The 17,028-nt window shown below is 65.5% G+C and carries 17 protein-coding genes and 1 tRNA gene; 2 read left to right on the top strand and 16 right to left on the bottom strand.

The window, feature by feature from the left end:
* Window positions 1–7: 7 nt before the first annotated feature.
* The 9 genes from E2E27_RS06280 to E2E27_RS06240 all read right to left on the bottom strand — a co-directional run bounded on the left by E2E27_RS06280 (window position 8) and on the right by E2E27_RS06240 (window position 6,647).
* A complete protein-coding gene (locus E2E27_RS06280; RefSeq protein ID WP_141458172.1) occupies window positions 8–646 on the bottom strand; it encodes a phage tail protein I in 639 nt (212 codons plus the stop codon).
* A complete protein-coding gene (locus tag E2E27_RS06275; RefSeq protein ID WP_141458171.1) occupies window positions 643–1,560 on the bottom strand; it encodes a baseplate assembly protein in 918 nt (305 codons plus the stop codon). The genes E2E27_RS06280 and E2E27_RS06275 overlap by 4 nt, the downstream gene beginning before the upstream one ends.
* Window positions 1,561–1,703: 143 nt before the next feature.
* The gene (locus E2E27_RS06270; RefSeq protein WP_181443600.1) at window positions 1,704–2,180 is read right to left on the bottom strand and encodes a phage virion morphogenesis protein; all 477 of its coding nucleotides are present in this window, start codon (window positions 2,178–2,180) and stop codon (window positions 1,704–1,706) included.
* A complete protein-coding gene (locus E2E27_RS06265) occupies window positions 2,173–2,643 on the bottom strand; it encodes a phage tail protein (RefSeq protein ID WP_141458169.1) in 471 nt (156 codons plus the stop codon). The genes E2E27_RS06270 and E2E27_RS06265 overlap by 8 nt, the downstream gene beginning before the upstream one ends.
* A 40-nt stretch (window positions 2,644–2,683) precedes the next feature.
* Window positions 2,684–2,899, bottom strand: coding sequence for a tail protein X (locus E2E27_RS06260; RefSeq protein WP_199799094.1), 216 nt, complete (start codon window positions 2,897–2,899; stop codon window positions 2,684–2,686).
* Between the two features lie 73 nt (window positions 2,900–2,972).
* Window positions 2,973–3,479 carry a head completion/stabilization protein gene (locus tag E2E27_RS06255; protein ID WP_141458167.1) on the bottom strand — a complete coding sequence of 169 codons (507 nt, stop codon included), beginning with the start codon at window positions 3,477–3,479 and terminating at the stop codon, window positions 2,973–2,975.
* 179 nt (window positions 3,480–3,658) lie between these two features.
* Window positions 3,659–4,399 carry a phage terminase small subunit gene (gpM, locus tag E2E27_RS06250; RefSeq protein WP_181443599.1) on the bottom strand — a complete coding sequence of 247 codons (741 nt, stop codon included), beginning with the start codon at window positions 4,397–4,399 and terminating at the stop codon, window positions 3,659–3,661.
* Between the two features lie 193 nt (window positions 4,400–4,592).
* Entirely contained in the window at window positions 4,593–5,714 is a 1,122-nt protein-coding gene (locus tag E2E27_RS06245; protein ID WP_141458165.1) for a phage major capsid protein, P2 family, read from the bottom strand.
* A 69-nt stretch (window positions 5,715–5,783) separates the two neighbouring features.
* Window positions 5,784–6,647, bottom strand: coding sequence for a GPO family capsid scaffolding protein (locus E2E27_RS06240; RefSeq protein WP_141458164.1), 864 nt, complete (start codon window positions 6,645–6,647; stop codon window positions 5,784–5,786).
* 149 nt (window positions 6,648–6,796) lie between these two features.
* On the opposite strand from E2E27_RS06240, the gene E2E27_RS06235 reads away from it, so the two are divergent.
* Both E2E27_RS06235 and E2E27_RS06230 read left to right on the top strand, forming a co-directional pair.
* Window positions 6,797–8,695 (top strand): terminase large subunit domain-containing protein, encoded by a 1,899-nt coding sequence (locus E2E27_RS06235; RefSeq protein ID WP_234036215.1) that lies wholly within the window; start codon window positions 6,797–6,799, stop codon window positions 8,693–8,695.
* Between the two features lie 11 nt (window positions 8,696–8,706).
* The gene (locus E2E27_RS06230) at window positions 8,707–9,756 is read left to right on the top strand and encodes a phage portal protein (RefSeq protein WP_141458163.1); all 1,050 of its coding nucleotides are present in this window, start codon (window positions 8,707–8,709) and stop codon (window positions 9,754–9,756) included.
* A 625-nt stretch (window positions 9,757–10,381) separates the two neighbouring features.
* Here E2E27_RS06230 and E2E27_RS06225 read toward each other — a convergent pair.
* The 7 genes from E2E27_RS06225 to E2E27_RS06195 all read right to left on the bottom strand — a co-directional run bounded on the left by E2E27_RS06225 (window position 10,382) and on the right by E2E27_RS06195 (window position 16,956).
* Window positions 10,382–10,455, bottom strand: a tRNA-Gly gene (locus E2E27_RS06225).
* A gap of 93 nt (window positions 10,456–10,548) precedes the next feature.
* Window positions 10,549–11,520 carry a zinc transporter ZntB gene (locus E2E27_RS06220; protein WP_141458162.1) on the bottom strand — a complete coding sequence of 324 codons (972 nt, stop codon included), beginning with the start codon at window positions 11,518–11,520 and terminating at the stop codon, window positions 10,549–10,551.
* Between the two features lie 48 nt (window positions 11,521–11,568).
* A complete protein-coding gene (locus E2E27_RS06215) occupies window positions 11,569–12,696 on the bottom strand; it encodes a cobalamin-independent methionine synthase II family protein (RefSeq protein ID WP_141458161.1) in 1,128 nt (375 codons plus the stop codon).
* Window positions 12,693–13,520, bottom strand: a complete 828-nt coding sequence (locus tag E2E27_RS06210; protein ID WP_181443598.1) for an alpha/beta fold hydrolase — start codon at window positions 13,518–13,520, stop codon at window positions 12,693–12,695. The genes E2E27_RS06215 and E2E27_RS06210 overlap by 4 nt, the downstream gene beginning before the upstream one ends.
* 27 nt (window positions 13,521–13,547) lie before the next feature.
* Window positions 13,548–14,096, bottom strand: coding sequence for a VOC family protein (locus E2E27_RS06205; RefSeq protein WP_141458159.1), 549 nt, complete (start codon window positions 14,094–14,096; stop codon window positions 13,548–13,550).
* Between the two features lie 29 nt (window positions 14,097–14,125).
* Window positions 14,126–14,728 carry an NAD(P)H:quinone oxidoreductase gene (wrbA, locus tag E2E27_RS06200; protein ID WP_141458158.1) on the bottom strand — a complete coding sequence of 201 codons (603 nt, stop codon included), beginning with the start codon at window positions 14,726–14,728 and terminating at the stop codon, window positions 14,126–14,128.
* A gap of 11 nt (window positions 14,729–14,739) precedes the next feature.
* On the bottom strand, window positions 14,740–16,956 hold the full coding sequence (locus E2E27_RS06195) for a TonB-dependent receptor (protein WP_234036214.1): 2,217 nt from the start codon (window positions 16,954–16,956) through the stop codon (window positions 14,740–14,742).
* Window positions 16,957–17,028 lie beyond the last annotated feature (72 nt).

Genomic DNA, 17,028 nt, shown 5'->3' with positions numbered 1-17,028 from the left:
CGCGCTTTCATGCTGCGATCAGGAATTCGCCGTCTTCATCCTGAAGCGGCTCGCCATTTTCGGTTTGCAGGTATGTGCCCCAGACCGGATCGGCTGCGGCCTCGGCGTCGGCGTCCAGTTCGATCCGGGCGATGCCGCCCCAGATGACCGCACTCACAAGGCCGACCTGCGCCAGCGCCATGATCCGGTAGGAGGCGATCACGTGGGCGCGCAGCGGCTTCACCGCAGCGATGTCGCGCAGCAGCGTCGAGATGGTGGCTTCGTTGTAGTCGATCGTGCTGGTGTTGCGATCGGGCAGGTCGAGCCTGAAGGTGTAGGGTTCGAGGTTGGCGGGATCCTCGAACCATTCGGTGATGTCGATCAGCGGGTCGATCCGGTCGAGCGCGCGGCGCAGCGCGGCGCGGGTGCCCTTGCGGCGCTGGTCATCGATGGCGCTGGCGATCGCGACGCGCTTTTGCGTGGTGGACCAGTCGCTGTCCCAGATATCGATCGACAGCCCCCAACCCAGCCAGGGCAGCAGCGCGGTCGGGCACGCGCTGGGCGACCAAACATCGCCGACCGGGACAGGCAAATCGGTCAGCGCTTCCACACTGACCGCCGCGAATGCCCGCTCGAGCGGGGAGCTGTTGGGCGGCAGCAGGTTCATTCGTCGAACCCGGCAATAGTGACCTCGACCGTGCCGGCCGCGCCGACTTCGGTCTGCTCGACGAAGACGTCGGCGACCGGCTCGATCAGGTTGACGTTCTGCACCCCGCCGACGTGCAGCGCGGCAATGATCGCCGAGCGGGCAATGTTGCGACCAAGGCGGCGGTTGTTGGCGAGCAGCTGGGTCAGCGCAGCGTTGGCGGTGTCGAGGATCAGCTGGGCGTCGGGCCCCGGGTATAGCGTGAGCTGGGCGACCACATCGAAAGTGATCAGCTCGGCCGATTGCACGGTCACCCGGTCAGTCAGCGGGCGGACTTCGTCCCCGGCCAGCAGGTCGCGCACGTTGGCCAGAAGCTCGGGCGAGGCCGTGCCGTCACCGCTGCGCGAAAGGATCGAGACCGTCACCTCGCCCGGGCGCGGGCTGATGGCCGAGGCATCGAGCACGTCGCCATCGGCAGACAGTGCATGGAAGACATAGGCGCTGGCAGGCCCGGCCACCGAGTAGGAATCGGGCGCCAGCAGCACCCGGCGGCGCAGGTCTTCGTCGCTTTCCATGACAGCGGGCGCACCGGCAATCGGATCGGCCGGAGCGATCTCGCGCCGAACCACACCGAAGATGGCGGCGAGATTGTCGAGATCGCCGCCCAGGGCATAGGCGATCAGCACCGAGCGCGCGGCATCATTGATCCGCTGGCGCAGCACCAGCTCGGAATAGGCCACCACTTCGAGCAGCTTGATCGCCGGGTCGCTCTCGACAAAGGCCGTGAACTCGGGATAGCGGGCGAGGAAATCGGCGCGCAGGCGGTTGAAGATGCCCTCGAAATCGAGCGCCTCGACCACGTCGGGCGGCGGCAGCCGCGAAAGATCGATCGCGGTCGAGCTGGCGCTGGTGAAGTTGAGCGGGGTGCTGGCCATGGGGCCACCTGCCTGTCACGCGCGCGCGAAGGGAAGGGTGCGGGCAGGTGGAAGCCGGTTCCACCAAGCTTCTTGATTTGGGTTTCCTCGCAAAGGCTCGGGCGGGCGGTCGCCCTTGCGGCCCAACGGGCCGGGCTTCCCGGTCAGGGGTCGATCAGCTGCGCGAGGACATCGATCACGGTTTCCCGATCGGCGTCGTTGAAGCCGAGCAGGCGGCGCTCGGGGTAGCGGGTGAACACCTTCTCTCCGTTGGGCGAGCGCCCGACGAAGCCGCGCAGGCCGTAGTGGTGTTCCTTCGCCACCTTGGCCGCCCCGCCGACCGGAGCGATTTCGACCCCGTCGGCGCGCGCGGTGATCTTGAAATTGCGCGCCAGGCGCAGCTTGCGGAACATCTTGCCCCCGGCCTTGCGCCGCGTCCGTCCGGTCTGGTCGAGCCGTGCCTTGCGCTTTTCCATGGCCCCGCCTTCCGGCTCGACGTTCTTCGCAATCCGCTGCAGGTTGGACTTGCGCAGCGCCTGGCCGACCTTCATCGCGGCGCGCTTCCGCTGGGCGGGCGAGAGGCCTTGCAGCACCGCGCCCAGCCAGTCTTCGAGCCCGGCGAGCGGATCACTCTCAGACATCGGTGAAGCGCACTTCAGCCAAATCGGGGATGGGCTCGACCCCGGCAAAAGGCAGGCCATCGTCGAACAGCGGGTTCGGTTCGTCGAGATAGGTTACCTGCCAGCTGCCATCCTGCTGCGGGGTAACCGCGATGTTCTCTGTCAGGTCGATGGTGAACAGGATGTCGGCCGTGCTGACATCGAGGATATCGCTCTCGAAAGCGAAGCTGTCGCCATTGGGCGCGAGCAGATCGGGCTGGTTGACGCGCAGCCAGCGAGTGATTGCCAGGGCGATGATCGCGATATCGGTCTTTGCTTCCATGATCAGCACGGACAGCGGGTATTGCAGGGCAAAGCCATGGCTGGCGGTGCCGCGCGCCCTAACCGCGCCGTTCTCGATCCAGAGCTTCAGCCGGTCGGGTTCGTTGCGCAGCTCGGGGAGGGCGGCAGTCAGCGCAGCGCGCAAAGATTTCGACTTGCTCATGAGTCTTCGCGTCCTATCGCTTTGCTACTTGAGGACATGGTCAGTCCCACAGCTTGACCGTCGCCCGCCTGGGCGGCGCGGCGGTGGTGGTGGCGAGATCGGGAAGCGTCACCCGGGTGCCGCCGGGGAGCGCGGGGCCGAGATCGGCAAGGTGGGGGTTGAGGTCGTAGGCCTGCTCGGTCACGCCCTCGGTCCGGCCGAGCACGCGCCAGCAGATCGCGTCGAGCGTCTCCCCCTGCTGCGCGACGGCGATCACCAGTGCACCGCCTGCATGGCGATGCCGACCAGGCAAACAAGGCACCCAAGCGCACAGACCCATTCGAAAGGGGTCATATCAGCTCCACCCGGTTGCGGACCGACCGCGCCTTCGCGTCATCATCCTCCGCGCCGATCGCGCGCAGGTCGGCGACCGCGTCGTAAGCCTTGGTGCGGTAGATCCCGGCCGTGTCGCGCTTTTCCTCGTTGCGGTCGATCGCTTCGTCGGTGGCGCTGACATCGATGTGCATGTCGGCGAGCTCGGCTGCGGCGTAGAAGTTCACGATGCGCTGCCAGATCATTTCGGCCTTGTTCTTGCCGTTGATCTGGTCGGTGGTGACATCGGACAGCTGGGCAGCGCCATCGAGCGCGCGGGCAGTGCGCCAGTCGGACATCGCGCGCAGGCCCGAGAGGATCCCGCCCTCGATCGCCTGCACCAGGCGCTCATCGGTGACCGTGCCCTCGCCCATGCGGATCGCCTTGCGCACCTGCTCAGTCGAGGTCGCGGGAAACCAGCCATCAGCCTCGACGGTAATCCCGGCGGGTTCGTAGTTGTCGGGAGGTGCGGTCAGGCCGGTCATCGGACGATCCCCGGTCTCTCACCCGCAGCGGACATGATCACCTCCCTTCAGGTTGCTTGCGCTCCCCGGTGTGGGGAGGGTGGGGACGGGATCAACGATCGGAGGAGGTTTCCCGTCGATGTCCTGTCCGCCCTCCCCGGCGCCGTGGGGCACTTCGTTCCGGCGGATGCCGGGAAACTTTATTCGTCGCCCTTCGGGGCCAGATCGCGCAGCATCTTGTCCGCGCGCTCGATGTCCTTTTTCACGCCGACCTTCGCGTTGAGCTTCAGCGCGCGCTGCAGGTGGGTGAGACCCTGCGAGGCAAACGCCGTCGCGCCGCCCGCCGGGCCGGTTTCGTCGCTCGGGTCGAAGTCCGCAGCCCTGGCGATCCAGCTGCGGCCCAGCGCCTTGTCGAGCTTGGCCTTGGCCTGATCCGGCATGTCGGCTTCGGCGGTGAGCTGGTCGATCTCGACCAGGATTTCGTGGGGCACCGCTGCCGGGCTCTTCAGCGCGGCCTCGGCAATTTCCTCGCGCAGGAAACAGGCGGTGGTGCGGTTGTAGCGTTCGGGCAGGGCGAGGCCGTGCTTCAGGGCGAAGCGGCCGACCACCAGCGCGTCCTCGAAAGCCTCGCAGTCGATCAGCCAGACCAGACAGGTCATCACGATCTCATCCTGCACGGGTCGATCTGCGTCGATCACACCGATCACCCAAGCCCGGAATTCCTGAAGGAACTCCCGCTTCATCGGGATCCGCGCTTCGTGGCTTTCGACGTCCTGCAGCTTGCGCAGATTGTCATGGAGCACGGCGCGCAGGACCGCATATTCCTGCCCTGCGGCGCTGCCGGGATCAGGCTCGACGGCGCGGACCTTCGGCGTGCCGGTGCCACCGGCAAGAGCGGCGAGCTTGCGCTGGCGATTGCGAAGGGCGGGACTGTAGGACATGCGGTTCCTCCTGAAATCCGGCCTCATGCAGCGAAGCGGTAGGCCTGAATAATAGTCCCCGCTCGATCTGGCGGCGGGGGGTGAGAACCGGGCTGCGGCTTCCAATCCGCTGCTCTTCCCACTGGCTGCTGGCTCCAGCGGTGCCGACCCAGATGTCAGCTGCCGCCTTCAAAGCCCCTCGGGGGTTATCCCGTTACGCCGCCGGGCGGGCCGGCGCTGCGCCCATGACGATGTTCTCGACCAGCGCCGCGATCTCGTATTCCTCGACCACGTAGGCTTCGTTCATCGATTCATAGTTCGCGATGCGATCGAACTCGGGTTCGTCGACCAGCTGGCGGCGGCGCGTTTCTTCCTGCCAGTAGATCGACAGGTTGCTGAGCTTGGTGATCAGCAGCGCGTTGGCCGGGAAGCTGGTCACCCGCATGGCAGGCAGACCGCCGAGCATCTTTTCCGAGCGGATGATGCGATCGGTGGCCTCGACTTCGGTCGCCGTCGCCCCGGTGCTCTGGGCGATGTTGAAGTACTTGTCGTCGACCAGATCGTGCCCGACCACCACCACCAGATCGGTGTCGCCGCGGTGGCTTTCGTGGATCAGGCGCTTGGCATCCATCACCAGCGCATCGAGCGACGAATAGTCGGCCTCGGCAGTGACGGCGTTGTCGAGGCTGGGATCGAACAGCACGGCCCCGGCCTTGACGTAGATCGCCTTGAGCGCGGGGTTGTCGTCGCCGGCATCGTCCACGGTGAGCGCGCCGTCGTCCATGACCTGGGCGGGCGCTTCCTCGCGGATGTGGTGCAGCCAGCCCTTGTTCACGTCCTGCAGCAGCGGGTTGGCGACGATGTCGGTGGTGTCGGCCACTTCCTCGCCGTGGAAGCCGATGCAGATCCGGTCGAGCGCCTGCTGCAGCACGATGTCGTCGCGGATCAGCACTTCGAAATCGGGGCGGTGGCGCCAGGCGTCCAGCAGCTCGTAGCGGCGCGACCAGTCGAAGTTGGTCTTTTCGCACTTGTACTGGTGCTTCAGGTTGTTGTTGCCGATCGCCGCCGGGTTGCGGCGGGTGCCGGTCGAGGTGTCGACGCGGCCGGCCAGACGGCGGCCAGCCCCCACGCCGAGCTTCTGGCCGCTCTGCTGGGTGACAGGGATCATGTTGATCGCCATCAGGAACTCGCTCGATTCGCGGATGCGATTTTCGAGACGCTGTTCGACGACGGGTTCGACGCTGAACTTCTTGGTGACGTCCTCGACCGGGATGCTGTTCAGAAGCGCGATCTGCGACACGTAACCATTGAAGAGAGCGCGGGTTTCTTTGCGCATGGGCCTGATCCTTGTTGGGGTTTTAGCGGGGCCGAAAGGTGGGAGGACGTGCCCCGGAGGGCGGCGAGATCAGCAGTCGGTGCGGACAAAGTTGCCGTTCGACCCGGCGCTGGTGGGGCGCTGGGTGTGCTTGGCGGCGGGGGTGGCCTCGACGCCCTGCTTGAGGGTGTTGAACTTCACCTCGAGCGCATCGGTCGCTGCCCGGGTTTCCTGCCGCAGGGCATTGAGCGAGCCGTCGATCGACGTCGCCAGCTCGGTGAACACGGTGCGCAGATCCTCGGCGGTGAAGCCTGCCGGGGTGGCGGGATCGGCGGCCGGGGTCTTGGGATCGGCCTTCGGTTCGCTCTTCGGGGCGAAGCGATCGGCGAAGCTGTCGAGCACGCCCTTCAGGCCGGACAGCAGGCCGGTGGCTTCCGGGGTCGCCGCGGTGTCGAATTCGAGCAGCGCGGCATCGCCGACTTCCTCGCGCGAATAGCGCTGGATGCCCGGAACCGCGGCGGACAGCTGGCTGGTGAACTGCAGGCGTTCGGTCGCGATCGAGGCCGGGCTGTCGGTCAGCGCGCAGCCCATCAGGTAGGCATAGCCCTTGCCCGCGAAGTCCGGGTGAATTTCAATCGAGGGGTAGAGCTTCTGCCCGGCCTGGTTGAGCGCCTGGGCTTCCTCGGTGACATCGAACACGCCGTAGAGCGCGGTGCGCTGTTCGGGCTTGCCGTTGAACTGCACCGTCACTTCCTCGGTTTCGAGGCTGAGCACATCGCCATAGGCGCGGAACGGGCCTTCCGAGCTGATCCCGCGAATGTGCTCGATGTTGAGGCGCGCCGAATAGACCTTGGGGTCGTAGCTTTCAGCCATCTGGCGCAGGTGGTCGGCTTCGATCACGCGGCCATCGACGGTGCTGCCGGAGGTGGCGAGCAGGAAACGCTTGGTCTTCATCGGTCTGGGGCTCCAGCTTGTGCTCGGGGACGTTGGAGGCACTAAGGCCCCGCGACAGGGGCAAGACGCAACGGCGCGCGCAGGTGGAAGCGCAATCCACCACGCAAGCTTCTGGCGCGCCCCCCGGCAGCGGGGTGCATGGCAAGGCCATGCACCTGCCCAAACCGCCAGCAGCCGGGGAAGATAGCGACGCCGCCGAAACCGGGATGGCGGCGCGGCGCTGGGCGCGTTCGCTCTACTGGCGCGGGTGGACGGTCGCGCAGATCAGCGAAGAGCTGGGCATCCCGTACCAGACGATCGGCAGCTGGAAGCGGCGCGACGGGTGGGCCAAGGCCGCCCCGGTCGACATCGTCGAAGACCGGCTCGAAGCGAAGATCGCCACCCTGCTCGACAAGGAACCCTTCACCGAAGGCGACATGAAGCGGGTCGATTTCCTCATGCGCCAGCTCGAGCGCACCGCCCGGGTCCGGAAATACACCGCGAGCGGGAAGGAGGCCGACCTAAACCCCAATATTGAGCGCCGCAACGATGACGCGGCCAAGGCCAAGCGGGCCGAGAAGCGCAAGAACCAGCTGACCCGCGAGCATTACCAGGCACTGCTCGACGATTTCCACGCCAACAATTTCGGCCACCAGCGCGCCTGGTGGGAACAGCGCGATCAGCGCACCCGCAAGATCCTGAAGAGCCGCCAGATCGGCGCGACCTGGTATTTCGCTCGCGAGGCGGTGGCCAAGATCGCCGAGGCGGTGCTGGCGGGCGAGCAGCCCCGCAACCAGATCTTCCTGTCCGCATCGAAGCGGCAGGCGATGAAGTTCCGGCGCGAGATCGTGGGCTGGGTCAAGCGGATCACCGGCGTCGACCTGAAGGGCGACCCGATGATGCTCGACCTGTCGGCGCTGGTCGACGAAGCGGGCGATCCGCTTAGCCTCGATCCGGTGGGGCTCTACCCGCTCTCTACCAATTCCAACACCGCCCAGGGTGAAAGCGGCGATTTCTACTTCGACGAATTCTTCTGGACCGTGGGCTTTGCCAAGCTGCGCAAGGTCGCCGCCGCGATGGCGACGCACACGATCTACAAGCGCACCTATTTCTCGACCCCCTCGACCAAGACGCACGAAGCCTTCGCCTTTTGGTCGGGCGAGGAATGGAACCGCGGACGCCCCAAGGCGCAGCAGCAGCTGTTCGACCTCTCGCACAAGGCGCTGAAGGACGGCCGGATCATGCCGGACGGCAGCTGGTGCCAGATCGTCACGGTGCACGATGCGGTCGCCGCAGGCATGGGCGCGCTCATCGACATCGAGGAGCTGCGCTTGGAGAGCAGCGAGGACGAATTCCGCAACCTCTACGACTGCGAGTTCGTCGACGATGCCAATTCGAGCTTCCCCTACCGCCTGCTGCGCGCGGCGCTGGTCGACAGCTTCTACAGCTGGCGCGATTTCCACCCCGCCCACGTCGAGGTGCCGGGTCTGCGCCCGTTCGGCGACAGGCCGGTGTGGCTGGGTTATGACCCGAACAAGCAGGGCCGCGACGATGCCGCGCTGGCGATCATCGCCCCGCCCGAGCAGGCGGGGGTCGGCAAGTTCCGGATCCTCGACAAGTACAAGCTCAACGGGCTCGACTATCAGGGGCAGGCGGACCGCATCCGCGAGCTGGCCAAGGTCTACAACGTCACCGACATCGCGATCGACGTTACCGGGGGGCATGGGCAAGCGGTTTACGAGATCGTGCGCAAGTGGTTCCCGCAGGCGCGCAAGATCGAATATTCGCTCGCCAGCAAGGCCGCGATGGTGATCAAGGCGCAGAACCTGTTCCGTTCCGGCCGGGTCGAGTTCGACATGGGTTGGACCGACGTGATGCAGGCCTTCATGTCGATCAAGCCCACCCTCACCGCCAGCGGCAAGGGCGTCACCTACACCAGCCCCCGCAACGGGGTGATCGGGCATGCCGATATCGCCTGGGCGTGCATGCACGCCTTTTCCAACGAACCGCTCGACGTCGAAGCGCTGGCCACCGGGGCCGGGGCGGGCGTTGTCGCCTTTTCTGACTGAGGACCCGAACGATGAACGAAGTGAGCACCACCTTGCCGGCCGTCGCCACCTTTGCCTTCGGCGATCCGGAGAGCGTGATCGACCGGCGCGAGCTGCCCCAGTACTTCGAGGTCTGGCGCACCACCCACTGGTATCACCCGCCCTTCCCCATGGTCCGGCTTGCCCAGGTCTTCAACATGAGCCCGCACCACCGCGGCGCGATCGCGGTGAAGACCAACCTGCTGGTCAGCCAGCAGGTGCCGACCCGCTGGCTCAGCAAGAACGACTTCGAGCGGTTCGTGATCGACTTCCTGCAGATGGGCAATGGCTACCTCGAGCGGGTTCCGAACATGGCCGGCGGGATCCAGCGCGCCGCCTTCACCCCGGCGCGGCACACCAGGCGCGGGATCGACCCCGACGTCTTCTGGTTCGTGGAGAACGGGGTCGAGCCGGACTTCCGCTTTGCGCCGGGCACGGTGTTCCAGCTGCAGCAGCCGGACGTGGCGCAGGAAATCTACGGCGTGCCCGAGTGGATTTCGGGCCTGCAGTCGGGCCTGCTCAACGAAAGCGCCACGCTGTTCCGCCGCCGCTACTACCTCAACGGGGCGCATGCCGGGTTCGTCTTCCACCTCACCGACACGCTGATCAATCAGGAGACGGTCGACCAGCTGGTCGAGAAGTTCAAGTCGGCCAAGGGGGTGGGCAACTTCAAGAACCTGTTCCTCTACACCCCGGGCGGCAAGAAGGACGGGGTGCAGATCCACCCGATCGCCGACGTGGCCGCCAAGGATGAGTTCCTCAACGTGAAGAACCTCAGCCGCGACGATCTGCTGACCGCGCACCGGGTGCCGCCGCATCTGATGGGAATCATCCCGCAGAACGCGGGCGGCTTTGGCAGTGTGAACGACGCGCTCGATGCCTTCATGCGGCTCGAGATCGTGCCGATCATGGGGCGCATGCTGGCGATGAACGAGTGGTTCGGCGCCGAGGTCCTGCGGTTCGATCCCTACGTCATGAGCAATGGGGACATGCTCAACCCCGATGGCACGATCACCCCGGCCGCGAGCATGCGCCGGGGCTGATCGCCCCGCTCTCACACCCCTCTCAGACCCGCACCAGACGCCCCCGGCCTGCAACCGGGGGCGTTTTTGCGCGTGCACGGCCTTGCGCGGCGCCAGATTGGGCAGGCCCGCCCGCCGCCGCCCGCGCGCCGCCGTCGCCCCCACGCCACACCATCGGCTTTCGCGTGTGAGATTATGCAACGGCGTCCCCACCCGATGAAACCAACAGAGGGGGGTATGCGCGGGAAAGACGGTATCTTCGGTACATTGAGCCTCGACTAAGATTATCGTCCTGTTTTTGCATTAGAAAAATGTACCATTAGGAATGGAATATAGTGGAATATTTTCGGGTCCTTAACGGTATGTCTCTGATTTTAATAATTATTTGAACTGAGAAATATTCCATTGATTTATAGGTACAATGTTCCATCGATATTCCATAAAGATACCATACTAAGATGCTGATAAATCGACGATGTTCCAAAAATACCGTAGTTCCCGCACATACCCATCGCTCGGAAAAGTGCTGACGGAAATCTGCGAAATTTCGGCGCTCGCGCTCGAAAACGGTATCGGTTCGACAATGTGATGGGGGTGCTGCACCTTGATGCGCGGGGGGGCCGGTGTCGGCCACTTACTCCAAAGGTGGAGCGGGTGAAGGGAATCGAACCCTCGTCGTAAGCTTGGGAAGCTTCTGCTCTACCATTGAGCTACACCCGCATCCTTGCGCTGGCCGGGGCCGTGCTGCGTGATGCGGGGCGGCGCTTGCCACGATTCTCTGGCGCTGGTCAATATGCGATTGCGCGCGCGCCGTCAGTCGTCGAGCCAGTGGCGCCAGGCGAACCACGCCATCACCGCCATACCGATCGCGATGCAAAAGGCGACCACGCCCCAGAACGACCACGGCTCGTGCGCAAAGGGGATGCCTTCGACATTCATGCCGAGCAGGCCGGTCACGAAGGTCAGCGGCAGGAAGATGAAGGCGGTCACCGCGATGGCGAGGCTGCGCTGGTCGATCATCTCGGCGCGCAGATCGGTGAGCTGTTCGTGGAGCAGCGCCGCGCGCTCGCGCACCGCCTCCAGTTCCTCGGCCATGCGCGCGAAGCGGTCCGCCGCCTCGCGCAGATGCATCCGGTCTTCCCGGCTGATCCAGTCGAACTCGAGCTGCGCCATCGCCGCCAGCGCATCGCGATCGGGCGCGACGAAGCGCCGCAGCACGATCGCCTGCGAGCGGATCGCGGCAATCTCGCGCCGCAGCTTGTAGATATCGCCGCCGTCGAGCATCCCCTCGCAATCGTCGAGCGTGTCGCCCAGCGCGGCCACTTCGGGATCGAGCTGCACCGAGATCGCCTGCGCCAGCGTGGACACGAAATCGCCGCCGTCGGTGATCCTGCCGGCGCGCATCGCGCTTTCCACCTTGGCCAGTGCGGCGAGGCGGTGGCGGCTGACCGAAGTGACCCTGTCCCCTTCGACCCAGACCCGGATCGAGACGAGACCGTCCGAATCCTGCATCGTGTCGAAGGCCGTGCCGCGCAGGTTGATGAGCGCGCCGTCGTCCACCTCTTCGCAGCGCGGGCGGGTTTCGCTGGCGACAAGCGCGTTGGCGGCCATGTGCGGGACATAATCGGGCAGGTCCATGGTCTCGCCATGGCCGACGCCTTCGGCGTGAAGCCAGACGAAGCCGGGGCCGGCAAAGCCTGCCACATCGCCGGGCCCGATTTCGGTAATGATGCCGTCCCGCACCATCAGGGCTTGCACGGCGATCGGGCGGGCTTTGGCGTCCATTCCGCTCCGCTTAGCGCGTCGCAGCGCCCTGCGACAAGCAAAGGCGTGTCAGAAATACTTCGCGCTGGCGATGGCTGCCCCTTCGGCGAGCGCGGCGAGCTTGGCCCAGACGATCTCGGGGTCGAGCGCATTGCTGCCCGCGTGGACCGAGAAGCCGCAATCGACGCCCGCCATCACGCGGTCCGCGCCCAGCAGATCGGCATATCGGGCGATGCGCTGCGCGATCAGTTCGGGATGCTCGATATAGGGTGATTGCGGCTCGACCATGCCGGGGCAGAGGATCTTGCCTTCGGGAAGCGGATGCTTTTCGAAGAAGGCGAATTCATGTGCATGGCGGGGGTTCGCGCCTTCGAGCAGCACGGTCTGCGGCTTGGCGGACCAGACGATATCCGCGATCTCGTCTAAGGCCACGTCGCAGTGGTGCGGGCCGGGGTAGTTGCCCCAGCACAGGTGCATCCGCAGCTGTTCGGCGGGAATGTTCTGCACCGCGTGATTGAGCGCGGCGATATTCATGCCGATGCGTTTGCGGAACTCCTCGGTCGAAAGGTGGGTGAACTGCACATGGCGCCCCATGGCGAGGTCGGGGCAATCCACTTGGAGCGTAATGCCCGCCGCCGCGATGGTCTCGTATTCGTGCCGCAGCCCCTCGGCGAGGGCGAAGACATATTCCTCGTCGCTGGCGTAGTACTGGTTGGGGAAGAACAGCGCGGTGACACCGGGCGAGGCGGCGGACATGAAGGTGGCGTGGCCATTGGCAAGGCGCTTCAGTCGCTCGGCATCGATGCGGGGCGCTTCCATGTCGATCACCTCGATCGCGGCGATGCAGGCCGGGGCGGAGCGCTTGGCGCGGCCCTTGTTGCCGAACACCTGCGCCTTGGCACCGGGAAAGGCCTCGAGGTCGGCGAATTCATATTCGCCTGCCTTGCCGCCGAAGCCCGACAGGCGGTGCTTGATATAGGTGGCGTAGCTGGGCTTGGACTGCTCGCCATCGTTGACGATGCTCACCCCGGCTTCGATCTGGCGGCGGATGACATAGGCAGTCGCATCTTCCACCGCGGCATCGAAATCGGCTTCGGACACCGGCTCCCCGCTTTCGCGCGCGAAGACGAGCTCCAGCAGCGCCTCGGGGCGCGGCAGGCTGCCGACGTGGGTGGTGAGGAAGCGCTTGTCGGTCATGGGGCGGGCCTTGGCTGGAGCGAGGTGCAGGAATGGAGGAAGCGGGCAACCTCGGCGTTGAAAGCGGCCGGGTTGTCGGCATTGGCGAGATGGCCCGCTGCGGGAATTTCGAGCGCCCGCGCGCGCGGTGCGATCTCGGCCAGCGCTTGCGCACAGGCGCGCCGCCAGGGGGTGTCGTGCTCTCCGGTCATGCTGAGGACCGGCATGGGAAGTAGCCGCAAGGTTTCGTGCGGAAGGCCGGGTGCCTCCCCCGGAGCGGCCAGATCGCGCGCGTCGTAATCGGCGAGAATCTCGCGCATCAGTTCGCGGGCGGCGGGCGTGTGGGTCTGCATCAGCGGATGGCGCGACCATTCGGCGCGCAACCGCTCCAGATCGCCAGCCGCCGCGAGCGCCCGGAAGCGCCCCAGATCGATCACCTCGTCGCGCGGTACCAGCGCGGGCAAGGGCGCGCCCGAGACGATCAGCGCGGTCAGGCGCGACCCGTAGCGGCGCGCCACATCCAGCGCGACGGTCGCCCCGCGCGACAGGCCGAGCAGCGCGAAACGCTCGAACCCCAAGGCATCGGCGATGGCAATGACGTCCGCCGCCTCCTCGGCCAGATCGGGCGGTGCGGTGGCCCGTCCGCAGCCGCGCCGGTCGGGGGCGACGCAGAAAAACTCGCCCGCCAACCCATCAAGCTGCGGGGCCCACATGCGGTGATCGAGCGTCCAGCCGTGGAGCAGGATCAGCGGCGCCCCCTCCCCCGCCATGGCAATCGGCAGGCGGCCGCCATCGACGGCGACCTCACCATACCACACCGCGTCACCGACAGAGGGGGCAGACATCAACGCATGCGCCCCCATCGCCAGCGATCAGGCAGCTTCTTCGGCGCGGAACGGGTTATTGTTGCGGTGATCGCCCGCCAGCCAGCGCTTCAGCTCGGCGTGCGCGCTGGCGCGGCGCTCGGCATCGAGCGGCGCGGCGCGTTCATCGTCATGCGTGAATTCGATGATCATGCCGTTGGGATCGGTGACGTAGAGCGACTTGCAGTAGCCGTGCTCCAGCACATAGGTCTGCGGCGCAACGATCCCGGCGGCGGCGATGCGGCGCTCAAGCTCGGCCTGCCCGTCGCGATCGACGTGGAGTGCAATGTGAATGAAGGGGCTGGAGGGGATATCCGGCCCGAATTCGGCCTGATCCTCGGGATCGGCAAACTGAAAGAAGGCGAGCGCGCTGCCGTCGGCCAATTCGAAGAACACGTGGCAATAGGTGCGCTCCTTGCCGAACAGCTCGTCCTTTTCGCAATAGGTCGCCATCAGGGGGAAGCCGAGTACGTCCTCGTAAAAGGCGCGGGTGGCTTCGAGATCCTTGGTCACATAGGCGGTGTGGTGGAGGCGGTTGGCGAGAATTTTTGCGGTCATCGTGCTCTCTCCGTCAGTCCAGTCGATTGTCAGGCGGCCAGCTTGGCAGCGAGTTTGGCGACGTGCGCGCCCTGAAACCGCGCGCCGGCCAGCTCGTTGTCGCTCGGCATCCGGCTGCCGTCATTACCAGCGAGCGTGCTCGCGCCATAGGGGGTGCCGCCGCTGATCTCGCCCATCTCGGCATTGCCTTCGAAGGTATAGGGCAGGCCGACGATCACCATGCCGTGATGCAGCAGCGTGGTATGGAACGAGGTGATCGTGGTCTCCTGCCCGCCGTGCTGGCTGGCGGTGGAAACGAACACGCTCCCGACCTTCCCCACCAGCTTCTTCTGGAACCACAGGGGCCCGGTCTGGTCGAGAAAGTTGCGCATCTGGCTGGCCATGTTGCCGAAGCGCGTGGGTGTGCCGAAGATGATGGCGTCGTAATCCGCCAGCTCGTCCGGGGTCGCAATCGGAGCGCGCTGGTCGGTCTTCATTCCTGAAGCCGCCGCCACCGCCTCCGGCACCAGTTCGGGGACGCGCTTGAGGCTGACCTCGGTGCCGGGGACGCTCGCCGCGCCCTCGGCCACCGCATCGGCCATCGCCTCGATATGGCCGTAACTCGAATAGTAGAGCACCAGCACCTTGGTCATCGCATCACCCCTTAGAACTTGTAGCCGAATTCGATCCCGTACCGCGCCGGGCGGGCCCGGAACACGAAGCCGCCGGGGGAGAATTCGGCGTTATAGGTCTCGTCGAACAGGTTCTGCGCGAAGGCCGTGACCGACATGCCGTTGTCGAACCTCAGCCCGGCACGCGCGTCGACCAGATCGACAGGCTGGCGCACGGTGGTGTTGAACGGCTCCCACCAGGTCTTGCCGATCCGGCGGTAATCGACCCGCAGCAGCGCATCGACCCCGTCGCTCACGTTGCCCGCATATTGCGCGCCGAGGTTGATGGTATAGCGGCTGATCTGCGGCGCTTCGTTGCCGATCACGCTTGCGTCGGGGAAGGCCTTGATCTCGCTGTCGGTGTAACCGATCGCCGCGTTGATATCGAAATCGGGCAGCAGCTCCGCGCTCGCCTCAAGCTCGAAGCCGTTGATGCGGGTTTCGGGAATGTTGCCGAGGTTCTGCGTGGAGGAGGCGGCGAGGAAGACGAAAAAGTAGCTGTTTTCCGACTTGGTGGTGTAGGCCGCCGCCCCCAGCCGCACCGGGCCAAGCTGGGCCTTGGCGCCGATCTCGTAGGTATCGGCGGTTTCGGCCTGGAAGATGTCTCCCACCCCGACGATGCCGTTGTTCACCGCCTCCGCGCCGACGCCGGTCTGGTTGAACCCGCCCGAACGGAAGCCGCGCGAATAGCCGCCGTAGATGGTGAGATCCGGGCTCGGCTCCCAGGTCAGGGTCAGCTTGGGCTGCCAGTCGTCGAACACTGCGGTGCGCACCTCGCCGCTTTGCGCCTGCGGCACGCCGGGCACCACCGGCAGGAAGGCCTGCGGGGTCAGCGTGGTCTGGCGGCGGCGGTCACGGTCGTAACGCAAGGAAGCATCGACCCGGAATTCAGGCGACAGCTCATACCCTGCGTTAAGGAACACCGCCCAGGCGAAGTTGTCCTGCCCGTCCGAAAGGAAGCTGAACTGCGGGTTCAGCGGGTTGGTCGAGGGGCTGCGGAACACCGGGAAGACGCCGTTGCCGGTATCGATCATGTTGCCGGTCGAGATGAAACGATCGGTATCGATCAGGTAGGCGCCCGCCATCCAGTTGAACGGCCCGCCATTCTCGGGCGAGGCGAGGCGCACTTCCTGGCTGAACGCCTTGACGTTCAGATACTGGCTCTGGTTCAGGTCGAAGCCGTTGCCGGGGCCGAAGATGCTCTCGAACAGGTTGAAGAAGAAGCTTTCGGGGATCGGCTTGAAGTCGAAGGCGTCGCCGGTCAGCACTTCCGTCAGCGTGTCGTAGGACGAGATCGAGGTGAAGGTCGCATTGTCGCCTTCGAACTCGACCTTCAGTGCGACGTTGTAGATGTCGCGGTCGTTCTGGCCGGGGTTGTTGACCTCGACATCGGCAATGTCGTTCACGTCGGCGACGATGTTGTAATAAAGGCCCTGCGTGCGCAGCTGGTTGATGCTGGCGCGCAGGTCGAAGGTCAGCTGGTCGCTCGCCTCGATCAGCAGGTTGCCGCGCAGGGAGAAGTCCTGCACCGGGTCGGCATCTTCGCCAAGGAAGGTGTTGGGGATGAAGCCGTCGGTGTCATACCACGATCCGGCGACGCGGAACTTCACACCCTCGGCCAGCGGCCCGCTGATCCCGCCGCGCAGGAAATAGCCGAAGCCATTGTCGATCCCGGCGGTAACGTTGCCGGAAAACTCGTCGGTCGGCTGCTTGGTGTTGATGATGATCGCGCCGCCGATGGCGTTGCGTCCGTAGAGGCCGCCCTGCGGGCCCTTGAGCACTTCGATCTGGTCGACATCGAACAGATCCTGGTTGAATTGCGCGGGGTTTACTTGCTGCACCCCGTCTACAATCACTGCGACCGAAGGCTCGGAATTGCGGTTCTGGGTAATGCCGCGAATGATGACGAAGGCGTTGCCCGCGTTCTGGGTCTCGACAAGGTTCACGTTGGGCGTGAGCGCGATGAAATCTGCCGGACGCTCGATCCCGGCGTTCTCGATCGCCTGCGAATCGAAGGCGGTGACGGCGACGGGAGTATCCTGCAAGGTCTCGCTGCGGCGCAGGCCGGTAACGACGATGCCTTCATTTACAGCGGTTTCTTCAGCCGGAGCCTCCTGCGCCGCGAGCGGCGCGGCGGCGAGCGTGGCGACGGCCAGCGCGCCGGTGCTGACGATAGTGCGAGCGGCGCGGCTCATGCCCGAAAACTTCATAACTCTCTCCCCTGTGGGCGCGCCTTCGCGCGTCGCTCTTGTGGCGATCCCTCCCGATCTTGGAGTTATGAA

This window comes from Porphyrobacter sp. YT40, from assembly GCF_006542605.1.
GTDB lineage: Bacteria > Pseudomonadota > Alphaproteobacteria > Sphingomonadales > Sphingomonadaceae > Erythrobacter.
The sequence above is the reverse complement of the archived record's forward strand: the minus strand, read 5'-3'. Positions and strand labels throughout refer to the sequence as shown.